The organism is Aeoliella sp., from assembly GCF_965227375.1.
Classification (GTDB): domain Bacteria; phylum Planctomycetota; class Planctomycetia; order Pirellulales; family Lacipirellulaceae; genus Aeoliella.
Window position 1 is genome coordinate 3,663,162 of the sequence record NZ_CBDDFX010000002.1, and the last position, 14,187, is coordinate 3,677,348.

The 14,187-nt window shown below is 60.7% G+C and carries 12 protein-coding genes; 10 read left to right on the forward strand and 2 right to left on the reverse strand.

The window, feature by feature from the left end:
* Positions 1-69 precede the first annotated feature (69 nt).
* The 8 genes from nuoH to ACQK2L_RS27505 are packed head-to-tail and all read left to right on the forward strand — an operon-like array spanning position 70 to position 9,288.
* Positions 70-1,317, forward strand: coding sequence for an NADH-quinone oxidoreductase subunit NuoH (gene nuoH, locus ACQK2L_RS27470; protein WP_425400247.1), 1,248 nt, complete (start codon positions 70-72; stop codon positions 1,315-1,317).
* Positions 1,314-1,898, forward strand: a complete 585-nt coding sequence (locus ACQK2L_RS27475; protein ID WP_425400248.1) for an NADH-quinone oxidoreductase subunit J family protein — start codon at positions 1,314-1,316, stop codon at positions 1,896-1,898. The genes nuoH and ACQK2L_RS27475 overlap by 4 nt, the downstream gene beginning before the upstream one ends.
* A 3-nt stretch (positions 1,899-1,901) precedes the next feature.
* On the forward strand, positions 1,902-2,270 hold the full coding sequence (gene nuoK / locus ACQK2L_RS27480) for an NADH-quinone oxidoreductase subunit NuoK (protein ID WP_425400249.1): 369 nt from the start codon (positions 1,902-1,904) through the stop codon (positions 2,268-2,270).
* A gap of 18 nt (positions 2,271-2,288) precedes the next feature.
* Positions 2,289-4,592 carry an NADH-quinone oxidoreductase subunit L gene (gene nuoL / locus ACQK2L_RS27485; RefSeq protein ID WP_425400250.1) on the forward strand — a complete coding sequence of 768 codons (2,304 nt, stop codon included), beginning with the start codon at positions 2,289-2,291 and terminating at the stop codon, positions 4,590-4,592.
* A gap of 27 nt (positions 4,593-4,619) precedes the next feature.
* Positions 4,620-6,353 (forward strand): complex I subunit 4 family protein, encoded by a 1,734-nt coding sequence (locus ACQK2L_RS27490; RefSeq protein WP_425400251.1) that lies wholly within the window; start codon positions 4,620-4,622, stop codon positions 6,351-6,353.
* A gap of 16 nt (positions 6,354-6,369) precedes the next feature.
* Positions 6,370-8,040 carry an NADH-quinone oxidoreductase subunit N gene (locus ACQK2L_RS27495; RefSeq protein WP_425400252.1) on the forward strand — a complete coding sequence of 557 codons (1,671 nt, stop codon included), beginning with the start codon at positions 6,370-6,372 and terminating at the stop codon, positions 8,038-8,040.
* Positions 8,037-8,480: a hypothetical protein gene (locus ACQK2L_RS27500; protein ID WP_425400253.1), complete on the forward strand. Its 444-nt coding sequence runs from the start codon at positions 8,037-8,039 to the stop codon at positions 8,478-8,480. Before ACQK2L_RS27495 ends, ACQK2L_RS27500 begins: the two co-directional genes overlap by 4 nt.
* A 37-nt stretch (positions 8,481-8,517) precedes the next feature.
* Positions 8,518-9,288: a TatD family hydrolase gene (locus tag ACQK2L_RS27505; RefSeq protein WP_425400254.1), complete on the forward strand. Its 771-nt coding sequence runs from the start codon at positions 8,518-8,520 to the stop codon at positions 9,286-9,288.
* Between the two features lie 8 nt (positions 9,289-9,296).
* Here the strand turns inward: ACQK2L_RS27505 and ACQK2L_RS27510 are convergent, their stop codons facing one another.
* A complete protein-coding gene (locus ACQK2L_RS27510) occupies positions 9,297-9,587 on the reverse strand; it encodes a hypothetical protein (RefSeq protein ID WP_425400255.1) in 291 nt (96 codons plus the stop codon).
* A 930-nt stretch (positions 9,588-10,517) separates the two neighbouring features.
* On the opposite strand from ACQK2L_RS27510, the gene ACQK2L_RS27515 reads away from it, so the two are divergent.
* Together ACQK2L_RS27515 and ACQK2L_RS27520 are read left to right on the forward strand one after the other, a co-directional pair.
* Positions 10,518-10,946, forward strand: coding sequence for a VOC family protein (locus ACQK2L_RS27515; protein WP_425400256.1), 429 nt, complete (start codon positions 10,518-10,520; stop codon positions 10,944-10,946).
* A 78-nt stretch (positions 10,947-11,024) separates the two neighbouring features.
* On the forward strand, positions 11,025-12,089 hold the full coding sequence (locus ACQK2L_RS27520) for a M42 family metallopeptidase (RefSeq protein ID WP_425400257.1): 1,065 nt from the start codon (positions 11,025-11,027) through the stop codon (positions 12,087-12,089).
* An 84-nt stretch (positions 12,090-12,173) separates the two neighbouring features.
* Here ACQK2L_RS27520 and ACQK2L_RS27525 read toward each other — a convergent pair whose 3' ends face one another.
* On the reverse strand, positions 12,174-14,045 hold the full coding sequence (locus tag ACQK2L_RS27525) for a PEP-CTERM sorting domain-containing protein (protein ID WP_425400258.1): 1,872 nt from the start codon (positions 14,043-14,045) through the stop codon (positions 12,174-12,176).
* Positions 14,046-14,187: the final 142 nt, after the last annotated feature.

Below are 14,187 nucleotides of genomic sequence, written 5' to 3' on the forward strand. Positions count from 1 at the left end.
GGGACGTGTGCGATATTCACTGCAAACATAAGGCTCCAGAGGTAACCTCTTCGGTGCACGGAAAGCAACGTGGCTGAGCTGCTCAACAAAGGTCTCGACTGGTTATTCAGCTGGGTGGGAGGTTCAATCCCAGCCGGCTCATCGGTGGGATATGTCGTCGCCGCTCTGATCTACGTCAGCCTCCTGCTTGGCTTGGTAGCCAATGCGGCTCTCATCTTCATTTGGCTGGAGCGTAAAGTCTCGGGCCGCATTCAGGATCGACTTGGCCCTACCCGTGTGGGCGGTAAATTCGGTTGGCTGCAGACCTTGGCCGACGGGATGAAGCTGCTCACCAAGGAAGACCTGGTGCCGGGCGACGCCGATAAGATGCTGTTCCGCATCGCGCCCTACGTGAGCTTTTGCGCTTCGCTGGCGGCCTTCATCGCGTTGCCGTTCGCGGGTCGCGATTTCCCCTTCGTCGCCCAGCATATGAACATCGCGGTGTTCTTCGTGCTCGCGGTGATGGGCCTCGAAGTGTTCGGCGTCATCCTGGCAGGGTACGCGTCGGCCTCCAAGTGGTCGCTGTTCGGCGCGATGCGCGAAGCGGCCCAGGTCGTAAGCTACGAAGTGCCGATGGGTCTGTGCGTGGTGGTGCCGGTGATGCTGGCCGGCTCGATGGATTTGGTTTTCATCGGAGATAAACAGCAAGGTTGGTTCACCAATTGGTACTTATTCAACGACCCGTTCACGTTCCTGGTGTTCTGGGTGTACTTCACCTGCGGCACCGCCAGCGTGAACCGCGCTCCATTCGACTTGGCCGAGGCCGAGAGCGAACTGGTGGCCGGCTTCCACACCGAGTACTCGGGACTGCGGTGGAGTTTCTTCTTCATGGCCGAGTACGGCTCGATGCTGGCCGTGAGCATGCTGGCGGCGATCCTGTTCCTCGGTGGTTGGAACGGTCCGATTCCCATCGCCAGTCTGCTGGGTCTTACCTGGGAGAATGGCGATGTGCCGGGCTACATCGGCAACCTGCTGGGCATGATCAATGTGATTGCCAAGGGCTTCCTGCTGGTCACGGTGATGATCTGGGTGCGGTGGACGCTGCCACGGCTACGGATCGACCAGGTGATGACCACGTGCCTGAAATACTGCACTCCGCTGGCCGCGGTGATGTTCGTCGGCGCGGCGATCTGGCACACAGCGATGCCCGACCGGGTGTTCCTCGGCCTGCTGCAATCGCCCGCGGTGAATCGCCGGCTGACCGAGCAACTCCCCGACAATTCGCTCAACGTGCAAGCCATCGAGCAAGGCGCCATCGCGCAGGGGGACCGGCCATGATCTGGGCGAACTTCCTGTTCCTGCTGTGCAGCGCTTTCGCTGGCGTGTTCGCGGTGGCGGTGGTGCTGAGTAGCAACATCGTACGCATGGCGTTCTACCTGGTGCTGTCGCTAGCGGCCACCGCGGGACTGTTCTTCCTGGCTGGCGCGGACTTTGTTGGCGCGATGCAACTGATGATCTACGTCGGCGGCACGCTCGTGCTATTGGTGTTCGGGGTGATGCTGACCGCCCAGTCGCAATTCGTCTCGATGCGAACTTCTAGCGGCGAGCTACTGACGGCGCTGATGCTCGGCGGGGCGCTACTGTTTGTGTTGGTGTTCACTGCGATGAACGTTCCCATGTGGGAAACGACCAATCAACCGAGCGTCGCCGAGAACACGCCCGTCCTCACCGCCACGCCCATCGGCATGGCCCTGGAAGGCTATCGCGTCGACCAGCTCGAGCAGCCCAACCCAGCGCTCCGTCGCGGCATGTCGGGCTATCTGTTTCCGTTCATTATTGTTTCCGTCCATCTGTTGGTGGTGCTCATCGGAGCGGCTTACCTGGCCCGCGCACGCCGCCACCACACAGAAAGCGTTTAACCAATGCTCATCCTCGCCAACCTGCTCACCGAACCAATCGGCGTCGCCCACTACATGGTGGTCGGGGCGGTGTTGTTCGTGTGTGGTGTCGTTTGCATGGCGACTAAGCGAAACGCACTGGGCGTGCTGATGGGCATTGAGTTGGTGCTCAACGGCGCGAACGTCAACCTCGTGGCGCTCGGCAGTCCCTACTTGCGTGGCGAAAGCACCACGCTGCTGGGTGGCCAGTTGATGCTCGACGGTCAGTTGATGGCCATGTTTGTCATCGTGCTGGCGGCGGCCGAGGCTGCCGTGGCCCTGGCCATTGCCCTGAACTTCTACAACAACTTCGGCTCCATCGACGTCGACCGCGCCAACCAGCTCAAAGGATAGCACCGCGCTGCGAACCTCATGAATCCCGCCACCACACTACCGACACTGCTCGCCATCGCCTGGCTGTTGCCACTGGCGGCGTTCGCGGTTGTGTGGATCGGGTACTCGCTGCCGCAAATGGCCGGAAGCCGCGCCAGTTACGGCGCGCAGCGCTTCGCCGGTTGGCTCGCCACACTGGCGATGGGCACTAGCTGCTTGCTGGCTTTCGTCGCGCTGATCATTTGGCTGAGTCATACGTCCGCGCCCGATGCTGCTCACGAAGTGGCCGGCGCCCACCATACGGCGTCCGACCACCACCACTCCGCCGCGCCCACCAGTTACTCCGGTGTATACTATACATTGGCTAAGTTTGGTGAGCTGCGGCTATCGATCGGCTACTACATCGACGCGTTGACCATCTCGATGTTCGCGCTGGTCACATTGATCAGCACCTGCGTGCATGTGTACTCCATGGGGTACATGCACGAAGAGTTGGACGACATGGTCGACCGCGAGGTGGCCACGCCCGACGGCAACTACTACCACCGCCCAGGCAGGTACCACCGGTTTTACCAATACCTGTCGCTGTTCTCGTTCAGCATGTTGGGCCTGGTGCTGGCTGGCAACCTGGCGATGGTGTTCATGTTCTGGGAGCTTGTGGGCATCTGCTCGTACTTCCTAATCGGCTTCTACTTCGAGCGCCCCAGCGCCAGTTACGCGGCCAACAAGGCGTTCATCGTTAACCGCGTCGGCGACTTCGGCATGCTGATTGGCTTGATGGCCCTGTGGTCGTGTCTCGGCACGCTGGACTTCGGCGACTCCGAAACGCCCGGCATGTTTTCGCAACTGCGAAGCGCCGAGCACCACTACCACCTCGACGCGGAAGCCATGGGGAGCGAGTCGGCCGACACCAATTACTTGCTGCTGTTCGTGGCCGGAGTGGGACTGTTCTGCGGTTGCGTCGGCAAGAGTGCCCAATTCCCGCTGCACACTTGGTTGCCCGACGCCATGGAGGGCCCCACCCCAGTGTCGGCCTTGGTGCACTCGGCAACGATGGTCGCCGCCGGTGTCTATCTGGTCGGTAGGTGCTATCCGGTTTTCGTTCCCGAGGCGCTGTTGGTCGTAGCGGTCATCGGTGCGATTACTTTGGCGCTGGCGGCCACGATTGCGCTCACTGCGTACGACATGAAGCGGGTACTCGCTTACTCCACGATCAGCCAACTTGGTTACATGATGCTGTCGCTCGGTCTCGGCGGTTGGGCGGCTGGGCTGTTCCACCTGATCACGCACGCGTTCTTCAAGAGCCTGCTATTCCTCTGCTCCGGCTCGGTAATTCACGCAGTGCACACCAACGATATGCGGCAGATGGGCGGGCTACGGCACAAGATGCCTTGGACCGCCTACACGATGCTGATCGGCTGCCTGGCGATCATCGGCGCAGGACTGCCCGCTTTGGGAATCGGACTTTCGGGCTATTTCTCGAAGGACGCGATAATCGAGCAAGCGTGGAGCTTCGCCCGAGTGAACGAGTCGCCCGTTTATCAGCTACTGATGTGGCTGCCTCTCGGCGGCGCCTTTCTGACCGCTTGCTACATGTTCCGGTTATGGTTCATGACCTTCACCGGCATGCCAGCCAACACCGAGCGCTACGATCACGCCCACGAATCGCCGCGATCGATGGTCGGCGTGTTGGTGCTGCTCTCGGTGTTCGCAGTGGGCGTCGGTTGGCACGTTCCAGGTTCGGAGCTCTCGGTCACCAGCTTGCTGGAGCAAGCCCGACCCGCCGGCACCTTGGAAACGACCACTGGCACGTGGCTGCCAGAACTCACTCTGCCCGACGAACACTTGAGCCACGAGCCAACAATCGCGATGCCCGCCGGCTGGTCGGCGTTCGCCATGGCCATGGGAGGTCTGCTGCTGGCAGCCATCATCTACGTGTGGCGGTGGCTCCGAGCGGAGGAAATCCAGCAGTCGTTCTCGCCGATCCACCGGCTTTTTGCCAACGCCTGGTGGTTCGACCAACTGTACGACTGGATGTGGGTCCGCCCGGCGTTGTGGAAGAGCAAGTTTTTCGCTGGCATCGATCGCTACGTGATCGACCCGATTGTCAACTCGCTGGCGCGCGGTGTGGCGTTCGTCGCCCGTGCCCTCGATCTGGTGGTGGATCGCAAAGCGGTGGATGGATCGATCAACGGTTTTGCACGGTGGACTTGGGAGTTCGGCAACTCGCTCCATCGTTTGCAAACCGGTAACCTCCGTCAGTACGTCGTGTTTATTGTGGTTGGCCTGCTCGGCTTGTTCGCCGCGGCGAGCCTGTGTTGGAAGTACGCATTAGCGGGTTAGTCCGCCACAAAGAAAACTCAACTCGATATGAACCTCGATAACCCCGTTGTTTTTCTCAGTCTGCTCACGTTCCTGCCCGCCGTGGCGGCCGTGGCGATTGCTTGCTTTGCGCCCCGGGACAACCCCGAAGCGATCAAAAAGGCCACACTGGTCGTGACCATCGTGACCTTCCTGCTGTCGATGGGCATGCTGGTCGGCTGGCCCGGAATCGAGTTCGACGCCGGCCAAGCCGAGATGCAGCACCTATTCTCGGTCGACTGGATCCCGTCGTTTCATGTCGACTATCTGATGGGCATCGATGGCATCAGCCTCCCGCTGATCGTATTGACCACGTTCATCACCATGCTCGGCATGGGAGCAAGCTGGCCAATCGACAAGCATGTGAAAGCGTACTGCGTACTGCTGCTGCTACTCGAGACCGGCATGATCGGCGTGTTCCTCGCCCTCGACTTCTTCCTGTTCTACGTGTTTTGGGAAGTGATGTTGCTGCCGATGTACTTCCTGATCGGCATCTGGGGCGGGCCGCGCCGCGAGTACGCTGCGATCAAGTTCTTCCTGTTTACGCTGTTTGGCAGCGTGCTGATGCTGGTCGCCATCCTGATGCTCTATTTCTCCAGCGACCTGCGTCCCCTGGGCGCCGACAAGCTGGCGGAGTTGAAGATCCCCGAAGCCCGCATCGAACAGATTCTGGCCGCCGACAGCCCGCAACACACGTTTAACATCCTGGCGCTACAGCAGCTTGGACAGTCGACCGACCAATTCAAGACCAAGCTGTGGGGTTGGACCTATGAACATTGGGCGTTCCTGCTGCTGTTCATCGGCTTCATCATCAAGGTGCCAAGCGTACCGCTGCATACGTGGTTGCCCGACGCTCACGTGGAGGCTCCCACGCCGATCTCGATGATCCTGGCGGGCGTGCTGTTGAAAATGGGCGGTTATGGCATCATCCGCATCTGCTATCCCATCTGCCCCGAGGCCGGTTACGACCTGGCATGGCTCGTTTGCACACTGGGCGTGGTGAGTATGGTGTACGGGGCGTTCGCCGCGCTGGCGCAGAGCGATTTCAAACGCTTGGTGGCGTACAGCTCGGTGAGTCACATGGGTTACGTGGTGCTGGGCTTAGGTGTCTGGAGCGTCGCGAGTCCCATCTACAACGCCGACTACTGGAAGATGGGCATGAACGGCGCGATGTACCAGATGATCGCCCACGGCATCAGTTCGGCCGGTATGTTCTTTATGGTCGGCGTGCTCTACGAGCGCGTGCATCATCGCCAGCTCGACCAGTTCGGCGGCATCTTCGCGCGGATGCCGGTTTATAGCGGCCTGGCGGTCGGCATCTTCTTCGCCGGCCTGGGCCTGCCTGGCTTGTGTGGTTTCATCGGCGAATTCTTTGTCGTGCTGTCCACCTGGAAGTACAGCATCGTACTGGCAGTGATCGCCGCCGCGGTGGTGATCCTCACGGCCGCTTACATATTGTGGACGTTACAACGGGTCTACCTGGGCACCACCTACAACGGACCACACGGCGAAGCATTGACCCCGATCACGCGACGCGAACTATGGATCGCCACTCCGCTACTGGCCTTGGCCATCCTGTTCGGAGTCTACCCGCGCGCCATCCTCGACTACATGGAACCTTCGGTAAGCTTGACCGCCGACCGTTTGGCGCCGATGACCCAGAAGTTTGAACCGGAAACGGAGCCGGTAGATCCAAAGGTCGCTGAAGCCGGCAGCGGCGCCACGAACATCACCAAACTCTGATTCTCGACCTCGCCACGTGCAGCATCTCGTAGAAAACCTGGTTACCGACACCCTCACGGTGAGCTTGCCGCTCTACTGGCCGGAGTTGGTGTTGTGTACGACCATCGTACTGCTGCTGTTCGTGAAGTTGTTCAGTCGGCTGGACTGGGTCGATCCGTTCTACATCGCCGTGGTGGGAACGATCTTCGCCCTGGGAACATGTGCACCCGCCGAGGGATTTGGATCTCTCTCAACGATGCAGCCCACCGAACTCTTCACCGGTATGCTGATCTACGATGGCCTGACCATGTTTCTCCGCATGGTGCTGCTGCTGTTTGTACTGTTGCTCATCGTCCTTTGTAAACTCACCGGTTTGGCGCGGCGTTATGACGGGCAGGATCTGTACGTGCTGCTGCTGGGAGCCACGCTCGGCATGTGCATCATGGCCGCGGCCAATCATCTGATGACCGTGTTCCTGGGCATCGAGATGGCCAGCGTGCCGTCCTACGTACTGGTGGGGGCGGTGCGAAATAGTCGGCGCACGGGCGAAGCCGCTCTCAAGTACGCGATCTACGGAGCGGGCGCAGCGGGCGTGATGTTGTACGGAATCAGCTTGCTCGCTGGTATTGCGGGAACTGCCCATCTGCCGACGATTGGCCATCAACTCGCAATGGCTGATCTACCCGGCCTGATCGCTGAAGGACAAGATCTGGGTGTGCTCGCCGCCCTGGTGCTGGCTGGTTTGATGATCGGCGTCGGTCTGGCATTCAAGCTGTCGGCCGTGCCGTTCCACTTCTGGTGCCCCGATGCGTTTGAGGGAGGCACCGCCGAAGTGGCCGCGTTCCTGTCGGTCGCTTCGAAGGCGGCTGCCCTGGCGCTGTTGGTGCGGGTGACCATGGCCATGTGCTCGCCGGTCGCCGAAGCGGGGCCCGATGTGTTGGCCATAGTGGAATCACCTCCGGTCGTCGCGGTGTCGACGCAATCGGTGGCTGCCGCCGGGTCCGAAGCACCCCTGACCCCAGTGCGCACGTATTTGGCGACGCTCATCGCCGTGGTGGCCGCAGTGACTTGCACGTTCGGCAACCTGGCTGCCTATGGTCAGTCGAACATCAAACGCATGCTGGCCTATTCCACCATTGCGCACGCGGGCTACATGATGATGCCGGTGGCTGCGATGGCGCTACTCACAGGGCAATCCGCCAGCGCCGCCGATCAGGCCGTGGCGAGCCTGCTGATCTACATCGGCGTCTACTTGTTCATGAACCTTAGCGCGTTCGCCATTGTCGCGTTTCTCAAGCAAGCGATGGGTAGCGAAGAGATTCACGATTACGCCGGATTGGTCCGCGAAGCCCCGTTGCTCACCATCTTGATGGTGTTGACGCTCGCCAGCCTGCTGGGCATTCCTCCGTTGGCCGGATTCCTGGGCAAGTTTGCCGCATTCGCGGTGCTCGCCGAGGCTGGAACTCCGATGACAATTGCTCTATTGGTGATCGCCGGCCTCAACACGGTGATCTCTTTGGTTTACTACTGGCGTGTGGTACGGGTGATGTGCTTGATGCCCGAACCTGTCACGCGAGGCCCGCTGCAACTTACCGCTTGGCCAACGGCCTACGCCGTGCTGGTCACGCTGCCCCTGCTGCTCATCTTTCTGTTTCCGAGCGGCCTTACGAACCTGGCCCAATCGGCCGCCGAAACCCTGTTGCCGTGAACTTCGCCCCCGCTATGCCGCAAGTCGACGCCATTGCTGCCCTGCACGAGCTGCTCGCCCTCACACAGCGGTCGTTCCCGCAGTACCTGCGACATGCGCGGCCGTACCGCCATGGCGATGACCAAGAGGTGCTCACGACACTCGACGAAATTGTCGCCGACCAGGATTTGCTGGTTGAGAAGATCATCGGGCAACTTGAGCGGAGTGGGCATGTACCACCGAGTGCTGAGTTTCCGATGGAGTTTACCGGCCTACACGATTTAGCGCTCGACTACCTGCTCGATCGGGCTATCGACTATCAGAAGCGCGACCTAGCGGCTCTTGAACTGTTGTCCGAGTCGCTTGCCTGCCACCAAACGATTCGCTCGCTAGTCGACGAAGCCACCGGCATGGCTCGCGGGCACTTGCAATCGCTCGAGGAGTGTTGCGCGAACTCGTAACTCGCTGGCCATCTCTCCATCAGCCTCCGACTGCATCTTGTACTTCGATACCCACGCCCATCTCGACCAGGAAGAATTCGACGCCGATCGAGACCAGGTAATTGCGCGGGCTCAAGCAGCCGGGGTGGCCGACATTATCGCCATGGGAGTGACTGCCGACTCCAGCGCAGCGTGCGTGAAGCTCGCCCAGCAGTACGACGGCCTGCATGCGGCGGTCGGCATTCAACCCAACTACGTGCATGAGGCCGCAGTCGGCGATTGGGACACGATCGTACAGCTGACGAGCGAACCGGGCGTCGTGGCACTGGGCGAAACAGGGCTCGATCGCTACTGGGACTTCGCCCCGTTCGACGTGCAGCAGGATTACTTCGATCGGCACATTCGATTCTCGCAAGAAACCAACTTGCCGTTCATCGTTCACATGCGAGAGTGCGAGGAGGACATCCTGAAGATGCTTCGCGAAGCAGCCGCGCGCGCGCCGCTGCAAGGCGTAATGCACTCCTTCACTGGCTCGGAGGAAATGGCTGCCGAGTGCGTGGAGTTGGGCATGCACATCAGCTTCGCTGGCATGGTGACTTTCAAGAAGTCGGACGAGTTAAGAGTGGTGTCGGCCGCGGTGCCATTGGATCGACTGTTAATCGAGACCGACGCGCCGTATCTCTCACCGGAACCGATGCGCAAGGTTCGTCGCAACGAACCCGCACACGTCGTACACACCTGCGCTTGCCTGGCGGAGGTACGCAAATTGCCCGTGGAAGAACTGGCCACCGCCACCACGGCCAACGCCAAGCGGTTGTTCCAGGTCTGAATCCTTAGCTAAGGACAATTGTTGTCGCAACAATGGCTGTTGGGACAGAGGTTGCACTCGCAGAACAGCGCGTACATCGAGTCGAAGAACGTCTCTCGTCCCCAGCGACACTGGTCACACGCGTTCGAGTCGCAGCAGGTGGGGTCCACTGGTTCGCAATACACGCAGGGCTCCACCGGCACGCCCCGCGGGTCGATCACGCAGGGGCCACGCTCGTAAGTGTATCCCGCCAGCCGTGCACACCCGGTGTTCTGCACGATCGCGCACAGTAGCAAGACTATCGCTGCGATGCGAACCACGATTCCCCCCTCTGGTCGTTCGCGTTAGGATGCCGCTGTTTAGCGAAGCAGAGGCCCTTCGGTCACCGGCCGTTTGGCTACCGGTGCAGGCGCCCGCGACTTGGATCCCGCGGCGTACGCGCCAGCAGGGTTGCAGTGTTGGCAGGCGCCGCTGGGGCAGTTGTATCCCGGAGGACCGTTCCACTGGCCACAGCGATCACACGGATCGCAGCAGCGTGGCGGATCGTTGTGCCACTCGCTCCAATACAGTTCGCCGTCACATCCGGTGCAACCTGGGCCACAAATGGCGCGGCGGATTCTTCCCAAAGCGCGAACCAAGCCTTCACCGCAATGTTCGCACGCTGCGGTGTTACAACAGCCACCGCCACAGCAGCCATCCGCACAGCCGCAGGCTGGTTCGCAACCACAAGCAGGCTCGCAACCACAAGCCGGCTCGCAACCGCAAGCGGGTTCACAACCACAACCGGGCTCACAACCGCAGCTTGGTTCGCAGCCACAGCCACAACAGTCGGGGCCGACGCAGGGATGCAACGAGAATTCCTTGCAACCACAGTCGCCGCAGCCCTGGTACTTCTGGAAGGCGTAGGTGCTGCCACATCGACTGCCGCAGCACGAACCGCACGAGTCGGCACAGCAAGTGTTGCCGCAGCCAACACAAGGTCCGCCACCACACAAAACTGCGCACCCGGTGGACATGAGAGCGGCAGAACACAGCAATACTGCAAACGATAGATGGCGGCCGGACATGCGAGGCCCCTTTCCCTACTGTTGATTCGTAGTCCGATCCCCGCGCGTACGCACCTGCGCCCGCTTAGGGGTTCTTCGTGGTTTCTATCGGCCGACGCTCGCCAGGCGGTTGATAAAATCGTTACAATCGAACGAAATGTCCCCCGAAGTGCGAATGCCTAACCTATTACGACCATTTTCCCCATGCCCGAATCGATTCCCGTCGCCCGCTTCAATCACGCCGCGGTGAACGCCTCGGATGTCGCTGCTAGCATTGTGTTCTACACCCAGGTGCTGGGCTTCTACGAAGTGCCTCGCCCCGGTTTCAGCTTCGCGGGTAGCTGGTTGTACAGCGAGGGCCTGGGGATGATGCTGCATTTGATTCACGACGAGCGTTTCGAGCCCATCCCCACCCGCGACAATACGCGCCGCAGCCATCTGGCGTTTCGGGTGGAGGACATCGATCGCACGCTCGAGTTGCTGGCCGAGCAGGATGTTCCGGTTATCCAGCGACGGCTTCCCGACTATGGCTACCGGCAACTGTTTATCCATGATCCCGACGGCAATTTGATCGAACTCGGAGAGTGGCCGGACGTAGAAGAAATGGACATCCAGCCAATTGGTCAGGCGTAGGCCAACCGTTGTAATCTCCCTGCCACTGGCGATAATCAACCGTTTTCCGGAATCGCAATCTTCCCCCCGAGGCTACCCATGGATCAGGCTGCCAAAGAGTTTTTGGTTAACATTCTCGAAACCCCCAGTCCCTCGGGATTCGAAGTTCCCGTGCAAGATATCGTGCGTGAGTACGTCGGCAAATTTGCCGACGAAGTACGCACCGACCTGCACGGCAATGTGATTGCCAGTTGCAATCCGAGTGCGGAACTGCGGGTGATGTTCGCTGGCCACGCCGACCAGATCGGCTTGTTGGTGACCTTTATCGACGAGAACGGCTTCATCTACACCAACACCATCGGCGGCTGGGATCCGCAGCAATTGATCGGTCAGCGGATGACGATCTATACGGCCAACGGCCCAGTGCCAGCGGTGATCGCTCGCAAGCCGATTCACTTGCTCAATGAAGAAGAACGTAAACAGGTGGTGAAGGCCAAAGACCTGTGGCTCGACATCGGCGCAAAGGACCAGGCCGAAGCGAAGGAGGTCGTGGCGATTGGCGACCCGGTTACGCTGGAACTCGGCTACCAGGAGATGCGCAACAACCTCGCAAACTCACCTGGCATGGACGACAAGACCGGCCTGTGGGTCTGCGTCGAAGCGGGGCGTCGCGCCAAGGAGCGTGGCGGGCTGAATGTCGGTGTGCACGTCGCCGCGACGGTGCAGGAGGAAATCGGCTTGCGTGGCGCGACGACCAGCGCCTACGGTGTCGATCCTCATGTCGGCATTGCTGTGGACGTAACCCACGCGACCGATTGCCCGACCATCGAAAAGTTTCAGGAAGGCGAGGTGAAACTCGGCGGCGGACCAGTGGTCTACCGCGGAGCCAACATGAATCCGGTGGTCGTCGATCACCTCCGTGCCGCAGGCGACAAGGCGAAGATCGAACTGCAGTGGGGCGCCATTGGCCGCGGCACCGGCACTGACGCCAATGCCATGCAACTCGCCCGCGGTGGCGTTGCCACCGGTTTGGTGAGCATCCCGAACCGTTACATGCACAGCGCCGTGGAAATGGTCTCGCTGGACGACCTCGACGCGTGTGCCGACCTGTTGGCCGAGTTCGCCCTGGGCATCGCCGCCGACGAGGACTTCACACCGCGTTAGTTCTCGCGCGCAAAAAAACCGGCAGCAGCGAAACAACTCGCTGCTGCCGGATATGATAAAACCGAGTTATCGGTCTCGGTTGCGTTAACCTAGCCGACGACGCATTGCCACAACCGCGAGTCCCATTCCGCCGAGCAGCAGGTAGCTGGCAGGTTCGGGGATCACGTTGGCCCGCAGCCACACGTCTCCAGCGACACTGTAGTCGATGGTGTATTCCGTCAGGCTGCCGGTGGGAACGGGGGCTCCCTGGGCCAAGTTGGAGAACTCGCCCATGCTGCTCAGTCCGTCGATCAATAGCAGATCGTCAGAGCCGGCGTAGGCTGAGAGATCGACGGTCAGCATGTCGTTGCCGTTGACCATGTTCACTTCGTTGCCCACCAGAATGGTGCTGATGCCACTGGCGTCGGCTTGGAAGTGCACTGCCCCTGGCCCGACTTCGTTGGAGAAGAAGTTGCCAGCCACGTCGATCACGGCCGTGCTGCCCAAGACGTTGAGCGTGCCGTTTCCATCGCCACCGTGAGCGATGAGCAGCGATCCCTCGATGTCGAGTTCGCCACCGCTGATATTGGCGACCGCGGTCCCGTTCTCAGCCAGCCAGAAGTCGTTGTTGGTGTTGAAATCGCCAGCGGTGATGTTCAACTCGCCTTGGCTGCCGCCAAACGCTCCGACCACGGTGTTTCCGTCGCTGTTCTGCACCGCGTTCACGGTGCCGCCGTCGAGGTTGTACTTGCCCAGGTTCGGGCCAGCACGACCAATGGCGAACCAGCGATTGCTCGAGACGGTACCACCAGATTGGTTGACGGTCGCCGTGCCGGCGTCGCCGACAAAGAATTCGCCGCCCGAGGTCACACTGGCGTCACCAGAGACGTTAAGCGTACCGGTCGTGTCGGGGTTGTCGGCAATCACGAAGTTGCCTGTTCGAGTGGCACCATTCAGTTGTCCGCCGGAGATGGTGTAGATGGCAGTGCTTCCGCCGCTGCGGGCAATGGCTGCCCAGTTCTCCGAACTGACACTGCCACCGGACTGTTCGAAGGTAGCATCGCCGAACTGTCCGACCCACAACTCACCGGTGGTGGTCACCACGCTGTTGCCAGAGATGTTGGCATAAGCGGTGGTGTCGCCACCGTCGGCGAAGATCAGGTGGCCATCGTTCACCGTGTTAGCGTGGAGTTCGCCACCGGTCATGTGCAACTCGCCGTGGGCGGTGTCGTTGCGGCCGAACACGGTCCAGCGGCCAGAATTCAAGGTGCCGCTGGAGATCTTGAGAATGCCTGTGCCCGACTTGCCAATCCAGGATTCGCTGTCGAGGTTATTGAGGGTGCCGCTGTCGATGTTGAGGGTACCCATGCTGGTGGTGGAGCGTCCGACCTGGAACGCGGCCTGCCAGTCGTCCATAAAGGGCCCCTGCCCTGTGAGATTCACGGTTCCCGTGGTGTGCATGTTCACGGTTCCCGTTCCGGTGCCAATGACGTCGCCGCCGACGGGGGCACCGCCGATCCAGAGCTTGCCGGCGTCGAGACTGCCACTACCCTGGGCAAAGCCGGTGAACGCGCCGCCTGCGCCAGCGGTATCGGCCAGATTGTAAGTGCCGGTACCGGAGTCGCGGCCGACAACCACCCAGTCGGCCATGTCGCCGGTCAGCGTGGTCTGGCTCAGCAGGCCGGCCGTGTGGTCGACTCGTCCAGTGGCTGCATTGCCGATATAGATGTCTTCAGGCGTGATCAAAGAATTGGAACTGATCACCGGAAATACGCCTGGCCCGGCGGTATCGTTGATCGTCAGATCGCCGGTCGGCAGGGCGGGTGCGGTGTCCCAATTGTCGCCGTTGTTCCAATCGCTGTCGGACCCGCCTACCCAAATGCCGGCTGCTTGAGCCGGATGGGAGATTACGCCAACCGCGAGGGCGGTTAGCAGGCACATTCTCAAAGAAAATGCGCCCAGAGATGTCATCCTCATTTGATGCCTCACTAGAGCTCTCTCAGGGGGGAAATGTACTGTTAGCGTGTACGGCACTGCGTACGAGTACTGGATGAAAAGGCCTGCAACGATGCAGGGGCGCTCGACCACCTGAGTCCAGCGCTCCGCCTACCCGCAATAT

Excerpts from the sequence above, each read along its gene's own strand:
- ACQK2L_RS27490 (WP_425400251.1), top strand. The coding sequence starts at position 4,620 with ATGAACCTCGATAACCCCGTTGTTTTTCTCAGTCTGCTCACGTTCCTG.
- ACQK2L_RS27525 (WP_425400258.1), bottom strand. The coding sequence starts at position 14,045 with ATGAGGATGACATCTCTGGGCGCATTTTCTTTGAGAATGTGCCTGCTA.
- ACQK2L_RS27520 (WP_425400257.1), top strand. The coding sequence starts at position 11,025 with ATGGATCAGGCTGCCAAAGAGTTTTTGGTTAACATTCTCGAAACCCCC.
- nuoK (WP_425400249.1), top strand. The coding sequence starts at position 1,902 with ATGCTCATCCTCGCCAACCTGCTCACCGAACCAATCGGCGTCGCCCAC.
- ACQK2L_RS27515 (WP_425400256.1), top strand. The coding sequence starts at position 10,518 with ATGCCCGAATCGATTCCCGTCGCCCGCTTCAATCACGCCGCGGTGAAC.
- nuoL (WP_425400250.1), top strand. The coding sequence starts at position 2,289 with ATGAATCCCGCCACCACACTACCGACACTGCTCGCCATCGCCTGGCTG.
- ACQK2L_RS27475 (WP_425400248.1), top strand. The coding sequence starts at position 1,314 with ATGATCTGGGCGAACTTCCTGTTCCTGCTGTGCAGCGCTTTCGCTGGC.